Source organism: Novilysobacter longmucuonensis (genome assembly GCF_046600735.1).
Taxonomy (GTDB): domain Bacteria; phylum Pseudomonadota; class Gammaproteobacteria; order Xanthomonadales; family Xanthomonadaceae; genus Novilysobacter_A; species Novilysobacter_A longmucuonensis.
This window is the reverse complement of the sequence record NZ_JBJMAW010000003.1, coordinates 117,321-141,949: the sequence shown is the minus strand read 5'-3', so window position 1 is coordinate 141,949 and position 24,629 is coordinate 117,321. Positions and strand designations below refer to the sequence as shown.

At 68.7% G+C, this 24,629-nt stretch carries 19 protein-coding genes; 12 read left to right on the top strand and 7 right to left on the bottom strand.

The features are described from left to right. Window positions 1–83 precede the first annotated feature (83 nt). Complete coding sequence (gene aceE, locus ACJQWM_RS04660) at window positions 84–2,789, bottom strand: pyruvate dehydrogenase (acetyl-transferring), homodimeric type (RefSeq protein WP_332704399.1); 2,706 nt, start codon at window positions 2,787–2,789, stop codon at window positions 84–86. A gap of 399 nt (window positions 2,790–3,188) precedes the next feature. Between aceE and ACJQWM_RS04655 the strand changes: the two genes are divergently transcribed. The 3 genes from ACJQWM_RS04655 to ACJQWM_RS04645 all read left to right on the top strand — a co-directional run bounded on the left by ACJQWM_RS04655 (window position 3,189) and on the right by ACJQWM_RS04645 (window position 6,348). After that, window positions 3,189–3,575, top strand: coding sequence for a BlaI/MecI/CopY family transcriptional regulator (locus ACJQWM_RS04655; RefSeq protein WP_332704397.1), 387 nt, complete (start codon window positions 3,189–3,191; stop codon window positions 3,573–3,575). Between the two features lie 173 nt (window positions 3,576–3,748). Then, on the top strand, window positions 3,749–5,179 hold the full coding sequence (locus tag ACJQWM_RS04650) for a cytochrome c oxidase assembly factor Coa1 family protein (protein ID WP_332704395.1): 1,431 nt from the start codon (window positions 3,749–3,751) through the stop codon (window positions 5,177–5,179). 77 nt (window positions 5,180–5,256) lie between these two features. Beyond that, complete coding sequence (locus ACJQWM_RS04645; RefSeq protein ID WP_332704393.1) at window positions 5,257–6,348, top strand: S41 family peptidase; 1,092 nt, start codon at window positions 5,257–5,259, stop codon at window positions 6,346–6,348. Window positions 6,349–6,629: 281 nt separating this feature from the next. On the opposite strand, the gene ACJQWM_RS04640 is transcribed toward ACJQWM_RS04645, so the two are convergent. After that, on the bottom strand, window positions 6,630–7,607 hold the full coding sequence (locus ACJQWM_RS04640) for a glycosyltransferase family 2 protein (RefSeq protein ID WP_332704391.1): 978 nt from the start codon (window positions 7,605–7,607) through the stop codon (window positions 6,630–6,632). A 9-nt stretch (window positions 7,608–7,616) separates the two neighbouring features. Then, window positions 7,617–9,899, bottom strand: a complete 2,283-nt coding sequence (locus ACJQWM_RS04635) for an NADP-dependent malic enzyme (protein ID WP_332704389.1) — start codon at window positions 9,897–9,899, stop codon at window positions 7,617–7,619. A gap of 298 nt (window positions 9,900–10,197) precedes the next feature. On the opposite strand from ACJQWM_RS04635, the gene ACJQWM_RS04630 reads away from it, so the two are divergent. After that, complete coding sequence (locus ACJQWM_RS04630; RefSeq protein WP_411306692.1) at window positions 10,198–11,544, top strand: hypothetical protein; 1,347 nt, start codon at window positions 10,198–10,200, stop codon at window positions 11,542–11,544. Window positions 11,545–11,687: 143 nt separating this feature from the next. Here the strand turns inward: ACJQWM_RS04630 and ACJQWM_RS04625 are convergent, their stop codons facing one another. Together ACJQWM_RS04625 and rsgA are read right to left on the bottom strand one after the other, a co-directional pair. After that, the gene (locus tag ACJQWM_RS04625) at window positions 11,688–12,950 is read right to left on the bottom strand and encodes a flavohemoglobin expression-modulating QEGLA motif protein (RefSeq protein ID WP_332704385.1); all 1,263 of its coding nucleotides are present in this window, start codon (window positions 12,948–12,950) and stop codon (window positions 11,688–11,690) included. A 272-nt stretch (window positions 12,951–13,222) separates the two neighbouring features. Further along, window positions 13,223–14,359 carry a ribosome small subunit-dependent GTPase A gene (gene rsgA, locus ACJQWM_RS04620; protein WP_332704383.1) on the bottom strand — a complete coding sequence of 379 codons (1,137 nt, stop codon included), beginning with the start codon at window positions 14,357–14,359 and terminating at the stop codon, window positions 13,223–13,225. Between the two features lie 178 nt (window positions 14,360–14,537). Between rsgA and ACJQWM_RS04615 the strand changes: the two genes are divergently transcribed. The 3 genes from ACJQWM_RS04615 (at window position 14,538) to ACJQWM_RS04605 (ending at window position 17,243) form a co-directional block, all read left to right on the top strand. Next, window positions 14,538–15,839, top strand: coding sequence for an aminotransferase class I/II-fold pyridoxal phosphate-dependent enzyme (locus tag ACJQWM_RS04615; RefSeq protein ID WP_332704381.1), 1,302 nt, complete (start codon window positions 14,538–14,540; stop codon window positions 15,837–15,839). A 76-nt stretch (window positions 15,840–15,915) separates the two neighbouring features. After that, entirely contained in the window at window positions 15,916–16,542 is a 627-nt protein-coding gene (locus tag ACJQWM_RS04610) for an SGNH/GDSL hydrolase family protein (RefSeq protein ID WP_332704450.1), read from the top strand. Between the two features lie 29 nt (window positions 16,543–16,571). After that, complete coding sequence (locus tag ACJQWM_RS04605; protein WP_332704448.1) at window positions 16,572–17,243, top strand: methyltransferase domain-containing protein; 672 nt, start codon at window positions 16,572–16,574, stop codon at window positions 17,241–17,243. A 119-nt stretch (window positions 17,244–17,362) separates the two neighbouring features. Here the strand turns inward: ACJQWM_RS04605 and ACJQWM_RS04600 are convergent, their stop codons facing one another. Further along, entirely contained in the window at window positions 17,363–18,193 is an 831-nt protein-coding gene (locus tag ACJQWM_RS04600) for a polysaccharide deacetylase family protein (RefSeq protein ID WP_332704379.1), read from the bottom strand. A gap of 91 nt (window positions 18,194–18,284) precedes the next feature. Here ACJQWM_RS04600 and grxD point away from each other — a divergent pair, with 91 nt between their 5' ends. Next, the gene (gene grxD / locus ACJQWM_RS04595) at window positions 18,285–19,214 is read left to right on the top strand and encodes a Grx4 family monothiol glutaredoxin (RefSeq protein WP_332704377.1); all 930 of its coding nucleotides are present in this window, start codon (window positions 18,285–18,287) and stop codon (window positions 19,212–19,214) included. A 117-nt stretch (window positions 19,215–19,331) separates the two neighbouring features. Here the strand turns inward: grxD and ACJQWM_RS04590 are convergent, their stop codons facing one another. Continuing rightward, window positions 19,332–19,889, bottom strand: coding sequence for a DUF924 family protein (locus ACJQWM_RS04590; RefSeq protein WP_332704375.1), 558 nt, complete (start codon window positions 19,887–19,889; stop codon window positions 19,332–19,334). A 132-nt stretch (window positions 19,890–20,021) separates the two neighbouring features. Between ACJQWM_RS04590 and ACJQWM_RS04585 the strand changes: the two genes are divergently transcribed. The 4 genes from ACJQWM_RS04585 (at window position 20,022) to ACJQWM_RS04570 (ending at window position 24,626) form a co-directional block, all read left to right on the top strand. After that, window positions 20,022–20,552, top strand: a complete 531-nt coding sequence (locus ACJQWM_RS04585) for a hypothetical protein (protein ID WP_332704373.1) — start codon at window positions 20,022–20,024, stop codon at window positions 20,550–20,552. Window positions 20,553–21,085: 533 nt separating this feature from the next. After that, window positions 21,086–22,540 carry an amidohydrolase gene (locus tag ACJQWM_RS04580; RefSeq protein ID WP_332704371.1) on the top strand — a complete coding sequence of 485 codons (1,455 nt, stop codon included), beginning with the start codon at window positions 21,086–21,088 and terminating at the stop codon, window positions 22,538–22,540. Continuing rightward, a complete protein-coding gene (locus tag ACJQWM_RS04575; RefSeq protein WP_411306691.1) occupies window positions 22,537–23,880 on the top strand; it encodes an amidohydrolase family protein in 1,344 nt (447 codons plus the stop codon). Before ACJQWM_RS04580 ends, ACJQWM_RS04575 begins: the two co-directional genes overlap by 4 nt. 122 nt (window positions 23,881–24,002) lie before the next feature. After that, complete coding sequence (locus tag ACJQWM_RS04570) at window positions 24,003–24,626, top strand: 2-hydroxychromene-2-carboxylate isomerase (protein ID WP_332704370.1); 624 nt, start codon at window positions 24,003–24,005, stop codon at window positions 24,624–24,626. Window positions 24,627–24,629 lie beyond the last annotated feature (3 nt).

The following is a 24,629-nucleotide window of genomic DNA, read 5'->3' as shown; positions in this document are numbered from 1 at the left end:
ATTCGGTCGGGAAAGACGAGATTTGACCTAGTTCGAACCTGTCCCTTTATCGTGTGAACGCAAGGGCGGAACCTTTCCCAGCCTCACACCCCAAGAGGATTCGGCTTCTCCACATCGATCTTGTACTGCTTGATCGCCCGCGCCACATCCTTCGCCGTCATCTTCCCTTCCGCCGCCAGCGCCGCGATCGCCGCATGCGCGATATGGAACCGGTCGACCTCGAAATGTCGCCGCAGGTTGGCGCGCGTATCCGAGCGACCGAAGCCGTCGGTGCCCAGCACGCTGTAACGCATGGGCACGAACTCGCGGATCTGGTCGGCGTAGATGCGGATGTAGTCGGTGGCGGCGATCGCCGGGCCCTGGCGGCCTTCGAGCAGCTCGGTCACGTAGGGCTTGCGCGGTGACTTGGCTTCGGGATTCAAACGGATGGCGCGGGTGGCGTCGGCGCCGTCGCGAGCGAGCTCGTTGAAGCTGGGGCAGGACCAGATATCGGCCGTTACGCCGAAATCCTTGTCGAGCAGTTCGGCCGCCGCGATCGCCTCGCGCAGGATGGTGCCGCTGCCCAGCAGCTGCACGCGCAGCTCGGACTTCTTCGGCTTGCCGGCATCCTTGAGCAAATACATGCCCTTGATGATCCCCTCGGCGCTGCCCTCGGGCATGGCCGGGTGGGTGTAGTTCTCGTTCATCAGGGTGATGTAGTAGTACTCGTCGACCTGATCACAGAGCATGCGCTGCATGCCGTGCTGCAGGATGGTCACGACCTCGTAGCTGAAGGTCGGGTCATAGCTGCGGCAGTTGGGGATCAGGCCGGCCTGGACCATGCCGTGGCCGTCCTCGTGCTGCAGGCCTTCACCATTGAGCGTTGTGCGCCCGGCGGTGGCACCGAGCAGGAAGCCGCGGGCGCGCATGTCGGCGGCCTGCCAGGCGCTGTCGCCGATGCGCTGGAAGCCGAACATCGAGTAGTAGATGTAGAACGGCAGCATCTGCAGGTCGTTGGTGCTGTAGCTGGTGGCGCTGGCCATCCAGCTGGCGAACGCGCCGGCCTCGGTGATGCCCTCTTCCAGCACCTGCCCGGCGGCGTCCTCGCGGTAGTACATGAGCTGGTCCCGGTCGACCGGCTTGTACTTCTGGCCCTTGGGCGAGTAGATGCCGAGCTGGCGGAACAGGCCCTCCATGCCGAACGTGCGCGCCTCGTCGGCGACGATCGGCACCACGCGCGGGCCGACCTGCTTGTCGCGCAGGGTGATGTTGAGCGCCTGCACGAACACCATGGTGGTGCTGATCTCGCGCTCGCCGCTGGCCTTGAGCAGGCGCTCGTAGGTTTCCAGCTTGGGCACTTCCAGCGACTGGCTGGCCTTCTGCCGGCGCTGCGGCAGGAAGCCGCCGAGCTTCTCGCGGCGGTCGAGCATGTATTCGACTTCCGGCGAGTCCTTGCCGGGGTGGTAGAACGGCACCTTGCCGTCCTTGAGCTGATCGTCGGTGACCGGGATGCGGAAGCGGTCGCGGAAGGCGCGCACCGCCTCGTCGTCCATCTTCTTGGTGCCGTGGGTCGGATTGAGCGACTCGCCCGAGGCGCCCATGCCGTAACCCTTGACGGTCTTGGCCAGGATCACGGTGGGCATGTTCCTGGTGTTGACCGCCTCGTGGTAGGCGGCGAAGACCTTGTGCGGGTCGTGGCCGCCGCGGTTGAGACGCCAGATGTCGTCATCGCTCAGGTTGCCGACCAGCTCGGCGGTCTCCGGGTATTTGCCGAAGAAGTTGTCGCGGGTGTACTTGCCACCGAAGGCCTTGCAGTTCTGGTACTCGCCGTCGACGGTTTCCATCATCAGCTGGCGCAGTTTTCCGGACGTGTCGCGCGCCAGCAGCGGGTCCCAGTAGCTGCCCCAGATGTTCTTGATCACGTTCCAGCCGGCGCCGCGGAAGATGCCTTCCAGCTCCTGGATGATCTTGCCGTTGCCGCGCACCGGGCCGTCCAGGCGCTGCAGGTTGCAGTTGATCACGAACACCAGGTTGTCCAGGCCTTCGCGGCCGGCGACCGAGATCGCGCCGAGGCTTTCGGGCTCGTCGGTCTCGCCGTCGCCGATGAAGCACCAGACCTTGCGGTCGGTCTTGGGCATCAGCCCGCGGCCTTCCAAGTACTTCCAGTTGCGCGCCTGGTAGATCGCGGCGATCGGGCCCAGGCCCATGCTGACGGTCGGCACCTGCCAGTAGTCGGGCATCAGCCACGGATGCGGGTAGGAGCTGATGCCGCGGCCGTCGACCTCCATTCGGAAATGGTCGAGCTGGGTCTCGCTCATGCGGCCTTCGAGGAACGAGCGCGCGTAGATGCCGGGCGAGCTGTGGCCCTGGTAGCCGATCAGGTCACCGGGATGGTCGTCGCTGGGCGCGCGCCAGAAATGATTGAAGCCGACGTCGTAGAGCGTCGCGCCCGACGCGAAGCTGGCGATGTGGCCGCCGAGGTCACCGGGCTTGCGATTGGCCCGCACCACCATCGCCATCGCGTTCCAGCGGATGAGGCTGCGGATCCGCCATTCCATCGCATGGTCGCCGGGGCTCTTGGCCTCCAGGTGCGGCGGGATGGTGTTGATGTATTCGGTGGTCGGGTTGAACGGCATGTGCGCGCCGGCGCGGCGGGTCACCTCGACCACGCTGTCGATCAGCTGGTGGGCACGTTCGGCGCCGTCACGCGCGATGACCGCCTCGACCGATTCGACCCACTCCTGGGTTTCGATGGGATCCGGGTCTTCGTGCTGCAGGTCGGCGATTTCGCTCTGGTAGATGCGGTTCATGCGTCTCGCGGCCCCGTGGCCGCGCCTCTAGAATGGGGGCGTTTGGAGTCGGAATTCTAGCAGGGGGGGTGGTGTCCGACCGCGAGGTGAAATCGGTGTGCGTTGGGCGGGAGCTACGTGAGTCGCGAGAGGTATCGCGACTTACGCCCCGAGGGAGGTCCCCTTGGGGAGGTCGTTCCTACAAAAATTGCGCCGGTCAGCTGCACAGGCCGAACCAGCGGCGCGGCATTGCAGCGCAATCGCGGAGGGCTGCTCGCGCCAAAACGAATGCGGAGGCCGGGCTTGAGCAAGCATCGACGAACCGCAAGGCCGGCGCATACCTCGTGTGTCGAACGGCACGGTTGACTTGATACTAACAAGTTAGTACTAATAGTGCCGTACACCATCCGAGGCGCTTGCATGGCTGCTCCCCACCCGACCGAAGGCGAACTGACGATCCTGCGCGTGCTGTGGTCGCGCAAGACGCCGATGACCGTGCGCGAGGTGCACGAGGTGCTGTCGCGCGGCAAGGACACTGCCTACACGACCGTGCTGAAGATGCTCACGATCATGGCCGAGAAGGGCCTGTTGAAGCGCGACGAGTCCGAACGCCGCCATACCTATCTCGCCGTGCATACCGAGCCGGTGGTGCAGTCGTCGCTGCTCAGGGATCTGATGCGTCGCGCGTTCTCGGGGTCGGCGCTGGGGCTGGTGCAGCGTGCGCTCGACGACGAGACCGCGAGCGCCGAAGACCTCGAGGCGATGTCGAAGCTCATCGCGCAGGCCAAGGCGAAGCGCAAACGCTGATGGACACGTTCGCCGCCGCGCAGTTCGGTTTTGCACCGGCGCTGGCCTCGGCGTTGCTGCACTCGCTGTGGCAGGGCGCGCTGCTCGGCCTCGGCGCGTGGCTGGCGCTGGCGGCGATGGCGCGGTCGAGTGCGGCGCTGCGGCATGCGGTGGCGATGGGGGTTCTGCTGGCGATGGCGGTGCTGCCCGCATCGACGTTCCTGCGGTTCTGGCAGGTGGCGCCGATTGAAGTGAACGCGGGCGTGCTGCAGGCGATGACCGCACCACGGATCGATGCGATTCCGGGTGTGTTCGTCCAGCAATCGAGCCCGGTCGCGATCGCGCTCGCATTGCTGTGGCTCGGCGGCGTCGGCGTGATGCTGCTGCGGCACTTCGGTGGCTGGCGCCTGGTGAGCGCGCTGGAGAAGCATCCGTACGAAGCACTGCCGGCGGACTGGCAGCGTCGCGTCGAGATGTTGCGCACGGCAATGGGGATCACGCGCGAGGTCGCGGTGCGGCTATCGTTCGACGTGATCGGTCCGTTCACCGTGCGCCTGTTCCGGCCGGTGATCTGGCTGCCACTATCGCTGGTAACCCAACTGCCGCGCGAGCAGGTGGAAGCGCTGCTCGCGCATGAACTCGCGCACATCGCGCGCATGGACTGGCTGTGGAACGGCCTGCAGTGCGTGGTGGAGTCGCTGCTGTTCTTCCATCCCGCGGCGTGGTGGCTCGGCCGGCGCATCCGGCAGGAGCGCGAACACGCCTGTGACGATCTCGCGGTGACGGCGTGCGGGGACGCCATCGCCCTGGCCGAGGCGCTCGTGCAGATCGAGCGCCAGCGGCATCCATCCCCGCGTTTGCTGCTCCCTCGTCTAGTTCTGGCGGCCCAAGGAGGCTCACTCATGCAACGCATCACCCGTTTGGTTTCAGGCCCGCCCACGCGCAGCCGCTGGGGCGCACGCGCCGGTCTCGTCGTCCTGATCGCGACGGGCGCCCTGCTCGTCTCGCAGATCGGCATCACCGGGAATCCGCGTCCGAACATCCGCATCGTGTCCTCCACCGACGGCGTGCTGCGCCCCGGCGACGAGCGCGAGATCACCGCCAATGGCCTGGATAAGCAACGTTATTACCGCGGCGCGGTCGACGCACAGGGCCGATTGACCGAGGTCTACAAGGAGGACGGTCAGGTGCGTCCGATCGACACCGGCGTGCGCGACTGGCTGGCCGAAGTCATGCGCCTGAGCGTGCCGCCCGCGCCACCAATGCCGCCGATACCGCCGATGCCGCCCCCACCCCCGGCGCCGTTCGCCGTGGATGCGCCGCCGGCCCCGCCGGCGCCACCTCCGCCGCCTGAAATGGCCGAGAGCGCCGTGTTCCAGTCGCTGTTGCGCGTCGTCGCGAACGATCCGGGTGTGATCGCAAGGCTCGGAAGCCCCGTCGCGATGGCATCGAACGATGTGCACGGCCGCATCGACATTGGTGATGACGAACCGCTGGACGGCGGCGTGGACTTGACGTTCGAACTCACCGGACCGAAGGGCCGCGCAAACGTGCACGTCGATGCGCAGCTCGACGATGGCGAGTGGTCGCTGGACCCGGTCGATTTCGAAAACGCTGTCCGCTGAATTTTTTTAGCCTCATGTACTAACCGGTTAGTAGCAAAACCCCTGCGGCATCGCCGCGTTCAACAAACGGAGCTCCCATGAACCATCGTGTCCTCACTCTTGCCGTCCTGCTGTGCCTGTCCCCACTCGCGGGCGCGCAGCAGGGCCCGCCGCCCAAGCCGATCACCGCGGCGCAGCGTCAGGCGGCGATCGACGGCCTCGCCACCCAATTGCAGGCCAATTATGTATTTCCCGATGTCGCGAAGGAGCTGGCCGAGACGATCAAGGCACGCGAGGCAAGCGGCGCGTATGCCTCTACTAAGGACACCGAAGCCTTTGCCGACGCGCTGTCGAAGGACCTGCGCTCGCTCGGCAAGGACGGACATTTCAACGTCGGGTACGATCCCGACTTCCGCGCGCCACCGCAGGGCGAGCGTCACTCGCCGAGCAAGGAGGAGGTCGAGCAACGCCGCCAGGAGGTCGCACGCTACGGCTACGGTATTGACAGCTTGGCGCGCCTGCCTGGCAACGTTGGCTATCTCGAGCTGCGTGGTTTTGGCCCGACTGAGCTGGTTGGAGAGGCGCTATCAGCGGCGATGACGGTGCTGTCGGGCACCGATGCGCTGATTCTCGACCTGCGCCGCAACGGAGGCGGCGAACCCAACACCGTCGCCTACCTGATGAGTCATTTCTTTACGCTGGGCGACGAGCGCCACCTCAACGACATATACAGCCGCACCGAAGACAGGACGCGGCAGTACTGGACCAGTGCGTCGGTCATGCCGCGCTACACCCAGCCAGTGTACGTACTGACTTCGGCGCGCACATTCTCTGGCGCCGAAGAATGCGCGTACAACTTCCAGACGCAGAAGCGCGGCACGATCGTAGGCGAGACCACCGGCGGTGGGGCCAACCCGGGTGACGTCTACCCGCTGGGCAACGGTTTCGTGGCCTTCATTCCCAATGGCCGCGCGATCAACCCGGTCACGAAGACCAACTGGGAGCATGTCGGCGTCAAACCCGATATCGGGGTGCCCGCCGCCGACGCGAAGAAGGTCGCGCATGCGGCGATCCTGCGCGAACTGATTGCGGCGTCCAAGGACCCCGATGGCACGGCCGAGCTGCAGCAGGTGCTGGCGAAGGTGGAAGCGGGCACCGTCGACGCGCCGGTGTACTCGACGCGGCGCTGAAGTGGCTGATCGGTCCGGTGATCGTCGTGCGCGATACCGCTCGTCCCGGGTATCGCTGCGCTCCGCCCGGACTGAAACGCCATTGAGCGTGGCTTGCTATCTGGTGCTGGCCCGCGCGGGCCTGGTGGCGGCGCTCGCGGGGACTTCCCATTCTGGGATGCGGTTTGGTTGTGAGGCCTTGGCCTTGTAGGAGCGGCTTCAGCCGCGACGCTCTTCGGCTGGTGGCGTCGTCGCCGGGGCTCGATCGCGGTGAAGCCGCTCCTACAAAAGTTTCGTGAAGGTCAGCTGCGCAGGCCGAACCAGCGCCTTGGCAGCAGCAGTTTCAGCGCGCGTTCGGCGCTCTTGCGGCGCAGGCCGGGCTGGCGCAGGCCGCGCAGGATCGGGCCGAGCCATTCGCGGCGGGGGCGTTCGAGGATCGCTTCGCGGGCGTCGGCTTCGATGCGGTACATGGCGATGATGTGCTCGGCGGCGACGCGCTTGGGCTGCGCCAGCTCCGGCAGCTGCGACAGGCAGTGGGCGAGGTCGTCGGCGGTGCCGCGGTAGAACGCGGTGGTGCGCTGGTAGCGGCGGCGGAACGCGACGGCCGGCGGCTCGTCGCGCGCGAACACGCCGCTGCTGACGCTGCCGGCATGGCGCCGATACCGCAGCAAGGGTTGTGGCAGGAACACGCAGTCGCCCAGCAATGCCCCGCGCAGGCTCAACGCGTTGTCCTCGATCGGGCCGCGCAGCGGGCCGAAGCGGTCGAACACCACGCGGCGGAACGCCAGCGAGGCACCGAGCAGGCTGACCAGCCGGCCGGCGCGCACGTAATAGTCCAGGCCGAAGCGCGACGGGTGCGAGCGGGTGCCGCCGCCGCGAGGCCGGCCGTCGTGGTCGATGCCCTCGACATCGCTGCCGACGATCATGGTCTGCGGCGAGGCCTCGAATGCCTGCAGCAGCGCCGCCACGCGCTCGGGATGGGCGATGTCGTCGCCGGCCATCATCACCACGATCTCGCAGCGCGCCAGCGGCACCACGGCATTGACGTGGGCGGCGACCCCGAGGTTGCGTGCGTTGCGGCGCAGGCTGACGTGATGCGGGCCGTCGTAGCCGGCGATCAGCTCCAGCGCGATCTCGCAGGTGCCGTCATCGGAGGCATCGTTGGAGACGATGATCTCGCAGGGCACCGTCTGCGCCAGCGCACCGTTGAGCGCGTCGCGGATGTAGGCCGCGTCGCGGTAGCACAGCAGCACGATGCTGGCGCGCGGCTCGGCGGCCATGGTGGCTGGTCAGCCGCCGAACGCGGCGCGGATCTGCGCGTCGACCGCGGCGATGGCGGTCATGTTGATCACCCGGCGCGGAGTCGCGTCAGGGCTGAGGATGTGCGCGGGCTTGTCCAGGCCCATCAGGATCGGACCCACGGCGACGCCCTCGGTCATCACCCGGATCATGTTGTAGGTGATGTTGGCCGCATCCAGGTTGGGCATGACGAACAGGTTGGCGCGGCCGCGCAGGGTGGTGTTGGGGAAGATGCGCTTGCGCACGCTTTCGTGCCATGCGCTGTCGGCCATCATTTCGCCGTCGACTTCCAGTTTCGGCGCGCGCACCGCGAGGATCTCGCGGACCCTGCGCATCTTCGCCGCGCTGGGGTTGTCGTGGCTGCCGAAGTTGGAGTGCGACAGCAGCGCGACCTTGGGCTCGACCCCAAACAGCTTGAGCCGGTAGGTCGCCTGCAGGGTGGCCTCGGCGATCTGCTCGGCCGACGGGTCCAGCTGGACGTGCGTGTCGAGGAAGAACCACGCGCCCAGGTCGTTGATCACGCCGGTCATCGCCGCGGTGCCGCGCACGCCCGGGTCGAAGTCGAACACGCTGCGCAGGTAGCCGAGCTTCTTGTGGAAGCGGCCGACCAGCCCGCAGATCATCGCGTCGGCCTCGCCGCGCTCGACCATCAGCGCGGCGATCAACGCCGGGCGCGAGCGCAGCAGGTTCTTGGCCGCGGCCGGGGTGACGCCGCGGCGTTCGGTCAGGGCGTGGTACTGCTGCCAGTAGTCGTTGAAACGCGGATCCTCGTTGATGTTGGTCAACTCGACGTCGACCCCGATGCGCATGCGCAGGCCGAGCCGGTCGATCCGGGTCTGGATGACGTCCGGGCGGCCGATCAGGATCGGCGTGGCCAGTTGTTCGTCGATCACCGTCTGCACCGCGCGCAGCACGGTCTCCTCCTCCCCCTCGGCGTAGACCACGCGCTTGCGGTCGCGGCGGGCGCGGTCGTAGACCGGCTTCATCAGCATGCCGGTGCGGTGGATGAACTGGCCCAGGGTCTCCAGGTAGGTGTCCATGTCGCGGATCGGACGCGCGGCGATGCCCGAATCCATGGCGGCCTGGGCCACCGCCGGCGCCAGCATCACCAGCAGCCGGGGGTCGAACGGGCGCGGGATCAGGTATTCCGGGCCGAAGGTGGGGATCTCGCTGCCGTAGGCGCTGGCCAGGTCGCCCGACTCCATCCGCGCCAGCTGCGCGATCGCGCGCACGCAGGCAAGCTTCATCGCCTCGTTGATGCCGGTGGCGCCGACATCCAGCGCGCCGCGGAAGATGTACGGGAAGCACAGCGCGTTGTTGACCTGGTTGGGGTAGTCCGAGCGGCCGGTGGCGATGATGCAGTCCGGCCGGACCTTCTTCGCGTCCTCGGGCAGGATCTCCGGATACGGGTTGGCCAGCGCCAGGATGATCGGCTTGTCGGCCATGGTCGCGACCATCTCGGGCTTGAGCACGCCGCCGGCGGACAGGCCGAGAAACAGGTCGGCGCCGACCAGGATGTCGGCCAGCTCGCGCTTATCGGTGTCGCGCGCGTAACGCGCCTTGTCGGGGTCCAGGTGGGGACGCCCTGTGTAGAGGACGCCGTCGCGATCGACCGCGAGGATGTTTTCCGGCTTCATGCCGAGCGCGACCAGCATGTCGAGGCAGGCAATGCCGGCGGCACCGGCGCCGGCGGTTGCGAGCTTCACCTCGGCGATGTCCTTGCCGACGATCTCCAAGGCGTTGAGTACGGCCGCGCCGACGATGATCGCGGTGCCGTGCTGGTCGTCGTGGAACACCGGGATCTTCATGCGCTCGCGCAGCTTGCGCTCGACGATGAAGCACTCCGGCGCCTTGATGTCCTCCAGGTTGACCCCGCCGAAGGTCGGTTCCAGCGAGGCGATGATGTCGACCAGCTTGTCGGGATCGCGCTCGTCGATCTCGATGTCGAACACGTCGATGCCGGCAAACTTCTGGAACAGCACGCCCTTGCCTTCCATTACTGGTTTACCCGCAAGCGGGCCGATGTCGCCCAGCCCGAGCACCGCGGTGCCGTTGCTGATCACCGCCACCAGGTTGCCGCGCGCGGTGTAGTCGCGGGCGCTGGTGGGGTCGGCGACGATCGCCTCGCAGGCATAGGCCACGCCCGGCGAGTACGCCAGCGCCAGGTCGCGCTGGGTCAGCATCGGCTTGGTCGCCACGACCTTGATCTTGCCGGACGGGCTCTGGCGGTGGTAGTCGAGCGCGGCTTGCTTGAAATCGTCGGGTTCGGACATCGGGAGGGGCACGGCGGGCGGGCCACCGATTCTACCGATCGCAGGCAGGGGCGTGGCGCCAGCTCCCGCGTGCGGCAAAAGCACGGATTCGCGGCACGCTGTGCGTTCGGTAGGCTGGGCTGACAAGCCCAGCGTTTCTGCGCGCCGGTCGTGTCGCGCGCGATGGCGGGAGCTGGGCTTGGCAGCCCAGCCTACGGGTGGCGCGGTGGCCGAGTGCCTAAAATCGCCGCGACCCCCAACGGACCCGCCCATGTCATCCCATCCGGCTTCGTACCTATCCGCTCGCCCCTGGCCGCTGATGGCCGCGGTGTTGGTGCTGACACTGCTGGCGCAATGGCCGCTGATCGCCAATCCGGGCTACTTCAGCCACGACGAGCTGCAGTGGGCGGCCGCGGCGGCGCCGCTGACCGGACCGGTGCAGTGGGTGGGCTGGTTCGAGACCGGTGTGTTCCAGTTCCGGCCGCTGACGTTCAATCTGTGGCTGTGGCTGTCGCAGCATCTGTTCGAGCGGCCGCCGTTGTTTCATGCGGTGCTCGTCGCCGCCGGCGCGGTCAACGCCGCGCTGCTGGCGGGGTTGCTGCGGCGCCTCGGCGCGACCCCGCGGGCGGCGTTGCTGGCGGCGCTGGCGTTCGCGCTGGGGCCGTATGCGATGTACGTGCACGGCTGGGTCGGCACGATCGGCGACGTGATCTGGCTGGGCTGCGCGCTGCTGATCGGCTGGCTGGCGACGGCGCCGCGCGTGCGGCGTTGGCCGCTGGCGTTGGGCGCGGCGCTGCTGATGCTGCTGGCGCTGCTGGCCAAGGAGTCGGCGTTATCGATCCCGGCGTTGCTGGCGGTCGCATGCGTGCTCGATCGGCCGCGCGCGGCGTGGCGCTGGGCGTTCATCGGTGCGGCGTTGCCGGCGCTGGCGTATGTGGTGCTGCGCTTTGGCGTGCTGGCCGGCGCGGCGGGCGGTGGCGATGCGGCCTATGCCTGGTCGCCGGGCCACCTGCCGCTGCGCTGGCTCGAGTACCTGGTCTACCTGCCGCAGGTCAGCATGTTCGAGGTGTCCTCGAGCTTGAATCGCGGCTTCGGTGACACCCGCTTCATCGTCTCCGCGCTGCTCTGGCTCGCGCTGTTGGCGGGCCTGCTGCGTGCCGGCTGGCGCTGGGCCCTGGGCTGGCTGGCCGGTAGCGTGGCGGCGCTGGGGCCGGTGCTGGTGCTGGGCACCGCCTACAACCAGTACGCGTACGGATTCGCCGCTTTCGCCGCGGGCCTGATGGCCTGCGCCTGGCCGCAGCTGGCCCGCTGGGCACGCGCGGTGGCGGTGCTGCTGGCAGTGCTGGCGCTGTGGCACGGGGTCAACGTGATGCGGCAGATGCGCGAGGTCGGCGAGATCCAGGCGGTGTTCTCCCCGGCGCTGGCGGAGGTCTTGCGCGACGAGCCCGGCCCGGCGCTGCGCTTGCGGCCTTCGCCGGACGCGGACGCATGGATATTCCAGCGGCTGACCCATGAGGTTCCGCACTACCGCGGCATTGCCATCGGCGAGCGGGTGCGGCTGGTGGCGCCGGGCGAGGCAGCCGACTTCACGATCCAGGCCGATGGGAACCTGGTGCGGTGCCATCACGTTGAACCGCCAGGGCGCGCCACATGCGCGCCTTTGTAGGAGCGGCTTCAGCCGCGAGCTTTTCTTCACCCCCTGCCGATCGAGTCCGATGAGCATGCAGAGTGCGCGGCGAGCGGCTGCGGTATCGGTGCACGGCTCTCATCGCGGCTGAAGCCGCTCCTACAAGACGCACGCTACGGGGCTCAGATCGCCAGGTGGCCGTCATCCTCGTCGATCTTGTCCAGCCGGATGCGGTTGGCGAACAGCGAGAACGCGAGCATGCCGGCCAGCCCGTTGGCGCGGGTGATCCACGGCGGCATCCAGCGCGGTGGCAGCAGCACGCCGCTTTCGAACAGGGGCGCGAAGCGCTGCACGTCGGTCACCGTCATCTTGCCGGCGAACAGCCAGCGGCCGAGCTGCAGCTTCTGCTCGCGCAGTGCCCAGCGGAAGAACGTATGCACCCCGACCAAGCCACGCAGGTAGACGGTGTCCTTGGTGAACGCGGCCCCGCCGCCGGTGGGCACGCCGCGGAACACGCGCTGCGCCGAGGCGAAGCTGTCCTCGGGGGTCTGCTCGGCATCCAGGAAGTAGCGGAACACCTCGATGAAATCGGCGCCGTCCAGCGCCAGCGCGACCGCCTCGATGCGCAGGCTGATGCGCTTCATGCGGCCGATGTCGATGCTGCCGGTGATCTGCTCGGCGAACGTCGCCAGGCCCTCCTGCGCCTCGGTCACGCGCGGCGACGGCAGCGCCAGGCTGCCGAGCACCGGTTGCTCGCGGCCATTGAGCGCGGTCAGCGAATGCACGAAGGCCTCGTGCTGCAGCAGTTGCTCGCGGTCGTAATCGCCGAACGCGGCGCTGCCGCGCAGCCGGATGCGGGTGGCGCCGGCGGCGGCCTTGGCGATCAGGTCCGGATCGATCACCACCTCGATCACGCGGCCGTCGAAGTAGCTGTCGAGGTCGCGCTGCAGTTGCAGCTGCAGGGCCGTGGCGGAGATCGTGACGCGTTCGGCCGGGGCCATCAGCTCGTGGTCGAGCTCGTCGGCGATCGAGATGAAATGCCGCGCCGCCTCGCGGGTGCTCGGGCCGTGACCGGGCAGGGCCTCGTCGGGCTTGCCGTACAGCCGCATCGAGCAGTCGGTGACCGCTGCGGTGCCGAGCGATTCGAGCAGCTCGGCGGCGACCGACCAGCTCTGCGCCGACTCGGCGAGGTACTGGCCGAGCGGGTGGTCGGGATCGGCGGCGCGGGTGATGGCGTCGAGCTCGCGACGCACCTCGGAAAAGTCGTACTTCGGATAGACGATGCGCGGCAGCTCGGCGACGCCGCGCGCGTAGTCGGCCAGGAACTGCGTCTCCAGTCCGGCCGGCCAGCTGGTCAGGGTCAGCAGCTTGATGTCGCGCGCGGCGTGGACCATGCGCGCGTCCAGCGCGGCGTGATGGGCGATGTCAGGCTCGAACTCGGCCATGCCGACCACCTGTGCGGGCGAAATGCGGTAGCGGCGACGCCGTGCGAGCAACGCGGAGGCCCGGTGTGTCTTCGATAGGTTTATCGACGACGGTGCCCGTAACTGAAGCCGCCGACGGGCACTCGCTTCCGCTTTGGCCCCCTCCTTTGGCAAAGGAGGGCTGGGGAGGATTTGCTCCAGCCCTGGGCGCAGCTGCTTGCGAACCCACAGCAACGGCAACAGCAAATCCCCGCTGCCCCTCTTTTGCAAAGGGGGGAACCGCTGGCAGCGGCCTAGCGCCTTCCATTGCGGTCATCCGGGCGCTTGATCGCTGGTTTGCCCGACACTTTCTCGCCAGCGCGCTGCGCCTGCCGGTTCGCCAGCTGGCTGGCCGCGCCGGCGACCTCGCCGCCGAGCTTGAGGTAGTTGGCGAACCGCTGCGGATCTAGCTTGCCGCCCTCGATCGCGGTGCGCACCGCGCAGCCGGGCTCGCGCGCGTGGGCGCAGTCGCGGAAGCGGCATTGTCCGGCAAGCGCTTCGATGTCGCTGAAGTTCTCGGTGAGGTCCTCCTCGCCGGTCGGCTTGAGCTCGCGCATGCCCGGTGTGTCGATCAGGCAGGCGCCGGTCGGCAGCGGAATCAGCGCGCGGTGGGTGGTGGTATGGCGGCCGCGCGAATCGCTCTCGCGCACCTCACCGGTCTTCATCCGCTCGATCCCGAGCAGGCTGTTGGTCAGGGTCGATTTGCCCGCGCCCGAGGAGCCGACCAGCACCGCGGTGCGTCCCGGCTGCAGCCACGGGTTCAGCACGGCGACGCTGTCGGGCTCGCGCGCGTTGACCGCGCGGACGGCCACGCCTTGCGCGGCCAGCTCGACCAGCGTGGCGAGCGCGCCGGGCACCGCTTCGGCATCGGCGGCGGTGGCGATGTCGCTCTTGGTCAGCACCACGACGGGTTCGGCACCGCCGCGCACGAGCAGCAGGTAGCGCTCGATCCGGCGCGGGTTGAAGTCGGCATCCAGCCCGCAGACCACGAACACGGTGTCGATGTTGGCCGCGATCAGTTGCTGCTTGTAGTGCTCGCCGGCTGCGCCACGCTTGATCGCACTGCGCCGCGGCAGCAGCGCGACGATCCGGGCCTTCTCGATCGGCTCGCCTTCGATCAACACCCAGTCGCCGACCCCGGGGCGCGACTCGGGCGTGGTCGCGCCGTGTTTGTAGCTCGGCGCGCGCTGCCATTCGGGTAAGGACTCGACCGCGGCGCTGTGCTGGGTGTCGACCGCGACCACATAGCCGCTGCGGTGCTGCTCGACCACCCGTGCCGGCCGCGCCTGCGGGTGGGCGGCCATCAGCTCGCGCCACTCGCTGACCGCGGGCAGCCCGTCGGCATCGAGCGGCCAACCGATCGCCTGCAATGCGGCGAGTTCCGGTGTCATCGTGGGTGCGGCGCGCAATCCATGCGGTCGATTCTAAGCCGAAGTCGTTTTTGTAGGAGCGGCTTCAGCCGCGATGTGAAACCGGCGGCGCGGCCATGCAGCCGATCGCGGCTGAAGCCGCTCCTACATCGTATCGAGTTGGGCTAGGCTGGCGACTCCACCAAAGCCGCCTGCTCCGATGTCCAGCCTCAAGACCCGCGAACGCCTGTCCGAAGTCCGCTACGAGATCCGCGGCGAACTCGCCCGCCGCGCCCGCGAACTCGAGGCCCAGGGCCGCACGCTGATCAAGCTCAACATCGGCAATCCCGGCGCGTTCGGGTTCCGCGCGCCCGAGCACCTGCAGCGCGCCATCGCCGAGAACATCGCCCAGACCGACCCCTACACGCACCAGCAGGGCCTGCCGGCCGCGCGCGAGGCGGTCGCCGCCTTCCACCGGCAGCGCGGCACCCCCGATGCCGCCGCCGAGCGGGTGTTCATCGGCAACGGCGTCAGTGAGCTGATCGACCTGTCGCTGCGTGCGCTGCTCAACCCCGGCGACGAGGTCCTGCTGCCATCGCCGGACTACCCGCTGTGGAGCGCCGCGACCATCCTCAACGACGGCCGGCCGGTGTACTACCGCTGCGCGCCGGAGAACGGGTTCCTGCCCGATCCCGAGCAGATCGAGCAACTCATCTCCGACCGCACCCGCGCCATCGTCCTGATCAATCCGAACAACCCGACCGGCGCGACCTATCCGCGCGAGCTGCTGGAGCGCATCGTCGCGATCGCCGCGCGGCACGGCCTGCTGCTGATGAGCGACGAGATCTACGAGTCGATCCTGTACGACGGCGCGCCGGATGCGAGCGGCGCGTTCGAACCACTCGCGCCCTTGGCCGGCGAGCTGCCGTGCCTGTCGTTCGGCGGGCTCAGCAAGGTCCATCGCGCCTGCGGCTGGCGCGTCGGCTGGGCGGTGTTGTCGGGCGATCCCCGGCGCAGCGCGCAGTTCCACCACGCGCTGGACCTGCTCGGCGCGCTGCGGCTGTGCGCCAACGTGCCCGGCCAGTTCGCGATCGAGGCGGCGCTGCAGGGCGAGGACACCATCGCGCCGCTGTGCGCGCCGGGCGGGCGGTTGTTCGAGGCGCGCCGCGCGGTCTGCGAGAGCGTCGCGGCCAGCGCGCACCTGCAACTGGTCGCGCCGGCCGGGGCGCTGTACGCGTTTCCGGCGGTGACCGGCGCGGCCGCGCAGGGTTTCGACGACCATCGCTTCGCCCTGGAGCTGCTGGAAACCGAGGACGTGCTGGTGGTCCCCGGGTCGAGCTTCAACGTGCCGTATCGCAACCACTTCCGGGTCACGCTGCTGCCGCAGCCCGACACGCTGCGCGAGGTGTTCCGGCGCATCGAGCGCGTGCTAGAACGGCATGTCGAGCGCCACGCCGCGTCCCGTCCCGACTCCCCCGACCACCCCCCGATCAGGAAGGCCGACCATGCTGCACTGGCGTAAGGCACTCGCGATTCTCGTACTGGCGGTGACGACCGTCGCCTGCAGCACCGGCCCCGCGCGCAAGGACCACCACCCCATGACCTATCTCGCCCTGGGCGACAGCTACACCATCGGCGAAGGCGTCGCCGAGCCCGGCCGCTGGCCGGTGCAACTGGCGCGCGCACTGCGGGCCGAGGGCATCGCGCTGCAGGATCCGCGCATCATCGCAACCACCGGCTGGACCACCGACGAGCTGTCGGACGCGATCGATGCCGCGCAGCCGCTTGGGGAGTTCGACTTCGTCAGCCTGGCGATCGGGGTCAACAACCAGTACCGCGGCCGCGAGGTCGAGGAGTACCGCGAGCAGTTCGCCGCGCTTCTCGAACGCGCGATCGCCTTTGCCGGCGACCGCCCCGGGCGCGTGCTGGTGCTGTCGATCCCCGACTGGGGCGTGACCCCGTTCGCGCACGCCGAGGCGCCGCACCGCGATTCCATTTCCAGGGAGATCGATGCGTTCAATGCCACCGCGCGCGAGGTCTGCGCGGCGCGCGGCGTGGCGTTCGTCGACATCACCCCGGTGTCGCGTGCCCGTGGCGCGGAAACCGCGATGTTGGCCGGCGACGGGCTGCATCCGTCGGCAATGATGTATGGCGAATGGATGCGGCAGGCCCTGCCGGTCGCGCGCGGCCTGCTGACCGGACCCAACTCGCGCTCGCCGCAATGACCGTCCTGGCCGGCAGCGCGATGCGGCCGCTGCCGGGCGAGCGCGCCAGGAGCATCGCCGCCGCGTTCCTGCCGGCGCATCCGCTCGGCAACCGCTGGGACTACTTCTACAGTCGCAGCAAGCTCGGCAGCGATCCGCTGTACCCGGGCGTGTCCGAGGCCCTGCGCGGCACCAGCGCGCCGCTGCTCGACATGGGCTGCGGGCTCGGCCTGCTTGCGCACACCTTGCATGCCGACGGCATCACGCTGCCCTACCGCGGGGTCGACAGCGACGCCAGCAAGATTCGCCGTGCACGGTGCGCGGCGGCGCGCAGGGAGCTGACCGAAGCGTCGTTCGATGTCGTCGATCTGGCGCAGGCGCTGCCGGCGCACCGCGGCAGCGTTGCCATTCTCGACGTGCTGCAGTTCATCCCGCCCGACGCGCAGGCCCGCGTGCTGGATGCGGCCATCGCGATGCTGATGCCGGGCGCCAGGCTGGTGATCCGCACCGGGCTGGACGACGGCAGCGGCCGCGCCCGGATCACCCGCGCGGTGGACATGTTCTCGCGCGTGCTCGGCTGGATGAACGCCACGCCGCGGCACTACCCGCAGGCCGACGCCCTGCAGGCGCGGTTGCGCGGCGCCGGCCTCCAGGTCGAGATGACCGCGCTGTACGGCAACACGCCGTTCAACAACTGGCGGGTGGTGGCGAGCCGGCGCTGACCGGCTCGCTCACGTGGTGCCTCTGTAGGAGCGGGCCATGCCCGCGACCGCGCCCCATGTGTGGTCGGCGACGCGTAGTAAGGCGATCGCGCCCATGCTCCTGCAGGTATGGGGCGCTCCTACAGGTGGGCGTTGTTCGCGGCCATGGCCGGGGCGGCGGCGCACCGCTCCAGTTCCTCGGGCAATACGGTCTGGTAGCCCAGCACCCGCAGCCGCTGCAGCAGCAACGTAAGCACCTCGACGTTGCGCCCGTGCCCGGCGCCCTCGTGCAGCAGCACGATCGCACCAGGCCGCAGCCCACGCTCGAGCCGCGCCACCACCTGCGCCGGATCGGCCGCCACTGCATCGAACCCGCGTGCCGACCACGCCACCCGCGCCAGTCCATGCTGCTTGAGCGCCGGGGCCACGAACGGATTGGCCATGCCGACCACCGCGCGGAACCAGCGCGGCGCCTGTCCGCCAATCTCGCTCAGCACCGCCTGCGCCTGCGCGATCTCCGCCCGCATCCGCGCCGGCGGCAGCGCCCAGAACCATGCCTGCGGGTGGGTCGCGCTGTGATTGCCCAGGCCGTGCCCACGCGCGAGGATCGCCCGCACCAGTTCCGGCCGCGCCGCGGCGCGCGCGCCGACCACGAAGAACGTCGCGCGGGCGCCGTGCGCATCGAGCAGGTCGAGCATCGCCCCGGTGTCGCCGGACGGGCCGTCATCGATCGTCAGCCACGCCACGCGCTCGTCGGTCGGCAGCCGCGTCAGCACCGGGCTCAACCAGCGCGAGCGCGGCCACAGCGTCGCCCAGACCAGCGCGCCATGGCTCAGCAGCAGCACCGGCACCCCGATGCGCCAGCCGTAGTGCCACCACAGGGCCACCAGCAGTACCTGCGACAGCGCGAACCACACGGCCCACAGGTGCGGGCGGCGCGGCGGTCGGTGCAGGGCAGGCAGATCGGACACCGCCGCATCATGCCATCGCCGGCGCGCGTGGCGAGGCGTGCGACGGCAGGGGCGTAAACTGGGTTGCCCCACGCAAGTTGACGGATGTCCCATGTCGCTCGACCCCACCCTGCGCACGCGCATCGAAACCCTGCTCGGCAGCAACCGCATCGTCCTGTTCATGAAGGGCGAACCCCGCGCGCCGCAATGCGGCTTCTCGGCCAAGGCGGTCGGGGCGCTCGACTCGCTCGGGGTCGACTACGCCCACATCGATGTGCTGACCGATCCCGATATCCGCGAAGGCATCAAGCAATACGGCGAGTGGCCGACCATCCCGCAGCTCTACATCGGCGGCGAGCTGGTCGGCGGCAGCGACATCATCGAACAAATGGCCAACTCCGGCGAGCTGCACGGCGCGCTCGGCCTGCCCGCGCCGGACCGCACGCCGCCGTCGATCAGCATCACCCCGGCCGCGGCACAAATGCTGCGCGAGGCGGTCGGCAACGCCGGCGAGGGCTACGCGGTGCTGCTGCAGATCGACCCGCGCTTCAACGCCAAACTGCAGCTGGCGCCGGTGGATGCCGATGCGATCGCGGTGGAGACCGAGGGCCTGCGCGTGCAGTTCGACCTGGCCGGCGCACGCCGCGCCGAAGGCCTGTCGATCGACTGGGTCGATGACGAGCGTGGTCGCGGGCTGGTTATCGAAAACCCCAACGCACCGCCGAAGGTGCAGCCGATCGCCGCCACCGAAGCGGCCGAGCGCGTCGGCGCCGGCACGCTGACCCTGGTCGATGTGCGCCCGGTCGAGGAGCGCGAACAGGCCACGGTCAACGTGCCGTTCACTACGCTCGACGACGGCGGTCACGCGCAACTGGAAGCATTGCCCAAGCACACGCCCCTGGCGTTCCTGTGCCACCACGGCCAACGCAGCGCCCAGGCCGCTGAGCATTTCCGCGGCCTCGGCTTCACCCAGGTGTTCAACGTCACCGGCGGCATCGAGGCGTGGGCCGAGCAGGCCGACGTGCACGTGCCCAGGTACTGACGCGTCATCGGGCGCATGGACGCGCCTGTTCGGGTGCAGGACGGTTCAGCCGGAGTCTGGATCGTCGGTATGGGCCGATTGCCTGATCGCGGCTGAAGCCGCTCCTACAAGGGCCTGTCAGCCGCTGAAACCGCCCTGGTCGAGAAACGCCTGCTCCTCGGGCGTGCTCGTGCGGCCGAGCAGTGCATTGCGGTGCGGGAAGCGGCCGAAGCGTTCGATGATGCCGCAATGGTGCAACGCCCACTTGTCGGCGCCGGGCGCCGGCAGCGTCCGGTGCAACTCGACCGCGCGTTGCTGGTCGGCCGCGTCTTCGGAATGGGTAAAGGGCAGGTAGAAGAACAGCCGCAACTCGGCTTCGGTCTGCAGGTCGAAGCCGGACTGGATCGCGGCGTCGGCGATCTGCCGCGCCAGCAGATCGGTGGCATAGACGTGCGCGCTGCCGCGGTAGATGTTGCGCGGCATCTGGTCGAGCAGGAGCAGCAGCGCCAACGCGCCTTCGGCGTCGGCCATCCAATCGTCGTACTCGCGGCGCGAGGCGCGCAGGTGCGCATCGAGGAAACGCAGCCTGCATTGGGCGTCGAACGCCTCGTCGGCGTCGAACCAGCGGGCCGGACCGGCGCCGCGCCAGAACTCGACCACGTCGCGGGCCGCGATCGTGGGTTGCATGATGGTCATCGCCAGGCCTCCGGCCGGTTGTCGTCCTTACCGCAAGGATCTGCTTTTCGCGCGGGCAGCGAGCTGAAACCGGCCGCTCCACTGGGTTCGCACGACAGGGTTTTCAGAGCAGCGGCAAGGATAGTGGTGTCAGTGAGACCACCGCGCGAAGGGAGCCGTCCCATTTGGCGGAGCCGTGGGGTTGGCCTCAATTTTCCATCAACCGATCCCGAACCGGCGCAGCCCGCTCAGGTTGATTACGTTTTCCATTTTCCATTTTCCGCTTTCCGCTTTCCGCTTTCCGCTTTCCGCTTTCCGCTTTCCGCTTTCCGCTTTCCGCTTTCCGCTTTCCGCTTTCCGCTTTCGCTCAGCAGTTGCCCCTGCTTTCGCGCCAATCAACCACCCAGCCACTCCACAGACCCCGAAGGGGCGGCGGCCATGGATGGCCGCCGTTTTTCGACCGAGCCATGGATGGCGAGTCGAAAAATCCCCGCGCTACTACACGCCCGCACGGGAGGTGTGTCGGGGAGAGCCCTTTCTTTGGGTTTAGCAAAGAAAGTGACCCGCCTTCAGGCGGAAGCTCCTGATCTTGATCTTGATCTTGAAGTTGAAGTTGAAGTTGAAGTTGATCTTGATCTTGATCTTGAGCGAGCCGCAACTCCTAGAAACATCCGCAGACGGTAGACAGGCAAGGATCAAATGCTTTCGCCTGAAGGCGAGTTACTTTCTTTAAAGGGCCAAAGAAAGTAACCAAAGAAGGGCCCTTCCTCGACACTTCAAACACCTCGCCGTGCGGGCGACGCGGGGATTTTCCGACTCGCCATCCATGGCTCGGTCGGAAAACGGCGCACGTCCGTGTGCGCCGCCCCTTCGGGGTCTGTGGAGTGGCGCGGTGATTCGATTTGCGCGGCAGCAGCTACAGGCAACAGCGATAAGCAACAGCGATTAGCAACAGCGATTAGCAACAGCCAAGCGATCGCCGCCGACTCCCGATGGTGCGGCGCATTCCAGCGAAAGCGCCACCACGCTCACTGTGTCCCTACTCCCCACCCACTTTGCCGATCCTGTCCCCGATCATGACCATCGTCAGGGTTGGCACAGGACGCGGCGCAGGGCTACGGTGCGATGCTGTAGACCACACCCGCGCGCGGGCCGAACTGGCCGCCGCACGCGCATCGTCACGCCACGCACCGCCACACCAGGGGAAACCACCGATCATGCTTCGACCTCAGTCCGCCGCGCTGGCCGCAGCGCTGGCCCTTGCGCTGGCGTGCGGCTCTGCCGCCGCCGCGCCGCCCGAATCCCAACCCAAGGCGACCTCGCACTTCGCGCGCGACCCCTACCCCAGCACCTACCAGCCGGTCGCGGCCGGTCCGGTGCTGATCCGCAACGCCACCGTGCTGACCGGCACCGGCGAGCGCCTGGACGGGGCCGACGTGCTGATGGAAGACGGCCGCATCGTCGCTGTCGGCCACGATCTGGACGCGCCGGCCAATGCCACCCGCGTGGATGGCAGCGGCAAGTGGGTGACGCCGGGCATCATCGACGTGCACTCGCACCTGGGCGTGTATCCCAGCCCCGGGGTCAGCGCGCACAGCGACGGCAACGAGGCGACCGCGCCGGTGACCGCCGAGGTCTGGGCCGAGCATTCGGTCTGGCCGCAGGATCCCGGCTTCGCCGCGGCGCTGGCCGGCGGCATCACCTCGCTGCAGATCCTGCCCGGTTCGGCCAACCTGATCGGCGGCCGCGGGGTCACGCTCAAGAATGTCGCGGCGAGCAACTACCAGGCGATGAAATTCCCGGGCGCGCCGTGGGGCCTGAAGATGGCCTGCGGCGAGAACCCCAAGCGCGTCTACGGCCAGAAGGGCGGCCCGGGCACGCGCATGGGCAACGTCGCCGGCTACCGCGCGGCGTTCATCGAGGCGGCCGAATACCTCGCCAAGCACAAGTCCGCCGACAACGAGCCGCGCGAGCGCCGCTGGTGGCAGGGCGAGCCGGAAGACGACGCCAAGGACAACGGCGACAACGGCAAGCGCGACCTCAAGCTCGACACCCTGGCCGGCGCGATCAACGGCGACATCCTGGTGCATATCCACTGCTACCGCGCCGATGAGATGACCACGATGCTGGACCTGGCCGACGAGTTCGGCTTCAAGATCGCCGCGTTCCACCACGGCGTGGAGGCCTACAAGGTCGCCGACCGGCTCGCCGAAGAAGGCGTCTGCGGCGCGCTGTGGGCCGACTGGTGGGGCTTCAAGATGGAGGCCTTCGACGGCATCCAGGAAAACATCGCGATCGTCGACCGCCCCGCCGGCAGTTGCGCGATCGTGCATTCGGACTCGGCCGAAGGCATCCAGCGGCTGAACCAGGAAGCGGCCAAGGTCATGGCGCACGCCGGGCTGGCCGGCATGGACATCGCGCCGGAGCGCGCGATCCGCTGGCTGACCGCCAACGCGGCCAAATCCTTGGGCGTGCTCGAGCAGACCGGCACGCTGGAGGCCGGCAAGATGGCCGACGTGGTGCTGTGGAATGGCAATCCCTTCAGCGTGTACGCCAAGGCCGAACAGGTCTATATCGACGGCGCGCGCATGTTCGACCGCAATGATCCGGCGCGGCAGCCGAAGGCGGATTTCATGCTTGGACAGGGCGGCGTTACTGGAGGTGTGCGATGAACGGCTTCGCGATGAAGGTGCTCGCCGCGGCGACGCTGGCCCTGGTCGGCTTCGGCGCCAGTGCCCAGGGCATGCCCTTGAGCAGCGCGCCCTCCAACAGCGTGCTCATCCGCAACGCCACCGTGCACACCGCCGGGGCGCAGGGCAGCCTGCAGAACGCCGACGTGCTGATCAGTGACGGCGTCGTGCGGCAGGTCGGCAGCGGCCTGGTCGCGCCGGCCGGTGCGCAGGTGGTCGATGCACAGAACCGTCCGCTGACCCCGACCCTGTTCGGCGGCATCACCGAGATCGGACTGGAGGAAGTTTCCGGCGAGCGCAGCACGGTCGATGTGACCTTGGGGCTGGGCGCGGAGACCAAGCAGATGACGGTGCGCCCGGAGTTCGACGTGACCCTGGCCTACAACCCGGCATCCACGCTGGTGCCGGTGACCCGGATCGAGGGCATCGGCTGGACCGTGCTTGGTGCGGGTACCGGCAGCGGTGGCTCGATCATCGGTGGCCAGGGCGGCGTGGTGCGGCTGGACGGCAGCCTGGACCCGGTGGGCGAACGCGTCTTGTTCGTCGATCTGGGCGGGCGTGCGGCCGGCCTCAGCGGCAACTCGCGCGCGGCGCAGTGGATGATCCTGGACCAGCTGATCGACGAGGTCCGCGGCCGCATCGGCGCTGACGCCAATGCCGCGCTGCTCACCCCCGCCGGGCGCCGCACGCTGGCCACGTACCTCGACGACGGCGGCCGGGTGATGGTGGGCGTGCATCGCGCGTCCGACATCCGCCAGCTGCTGCGTTGGGCAGAGCGCCACGACGTGCGCATCGCGATCGCCGGCGGCGCCGAGGCGTGGAAGGTGGCCTCGGAGCTGGCGGCGGCCGACGTGCCGGTGTTCGTCGACCCGCTCGGCAACCTGCCGGGCGACTTCGACCAGATCGGCGCGACCATGGAAAACGCGGCGCGGCTCGATGCAGCGGGCGTCGAGGTGAGTTTCAGCCAGAGTGGCGATGCCTCGCACAACGCCCGCAAGGTCCGCCAGCTGGCCGGCAACGCGGTTGCTGCGGGCCTGCCGTGGGCCGCCGGCCTGGCCGGCCTGACCACGGTGCCGGCCGAAGCGCTGGGCGTCGGCGACCGGATCGGCCGCATCGCGCCGGGGCTGCGCGCCGACCTGGTGCTGTGGAGCGGCGACCCGCTGGAGGTCAACAGCGTCGCCACCCAGGTGTGGATGAACGGCCAACCGATCCAGATGCGCAGCCGCCAGACCGAGCTGCGTGACCGCTACCTGCGCCCGCGGGTGCCGGCCGAGAACGGCGGGCTGCCACTGGCCTATCCGGCGGTCGACGCTCGGAAATAGTGAGAGTGGCGCCGGCTCGCCGGCGCCGATCTCGGACCCCGTAGGAGCGGCTTCAGCCGCGATCCGGAAGCGGCGCGGCCGACCGGCGGTACGATCGCGGCTGAAGCCGCTCCTACGAGGCGATGATGATGCGTTGGTACTTCGATTTCCTCTCGCCGTTCTCCTACCTGCAGTGGCAGAAGCTCAAGGCACTGCGCGACGGGCACGACATCACCCCGGTGCCGATCATGTTCGCCGCGGTGCTCGATGCGCACGGGCAGAAAGGCCCGGCCGAGATTCGCGGCAAGCGCGAGTTCACCTACCGCCACGTGCTGTGGCAGGCGCGCCAGGAAGGCGTGGCGCTGCGATTTCCGCCGGCCCATCCGTTCAATCCGTTGCCGGCGCTGCGTGCGTGCATCGCCGCTGGCGGCACCGCGCAGGCCGTCGATGCGATCTTTGCGTGGATCTGGGCCGCGGGCCGCGCCGCCGACAGTGTCGATGCACTCGCGCCGTTGCTGGACACGCTCGGCATCGAAGCGGCCGCGCTGTCGGCCGATGTAACCAAGGCCGCGCTGCGCGCCAACACCGAGGCTGCGATCGCGGCCGGGGTCTACGGGGTGCCGACCCTGGCGATCGGCGAACAACTGTTCTGGGGCAATGACGCACACGAGTTCGCGATGGCCGCGCTGGAGGACCCGAGCCTGCTGACCGAAGGCGAGATGCGGCGGGTGGCGACGCTTCCGGTCGGCATCCAGCGCCGCGGCTGACTC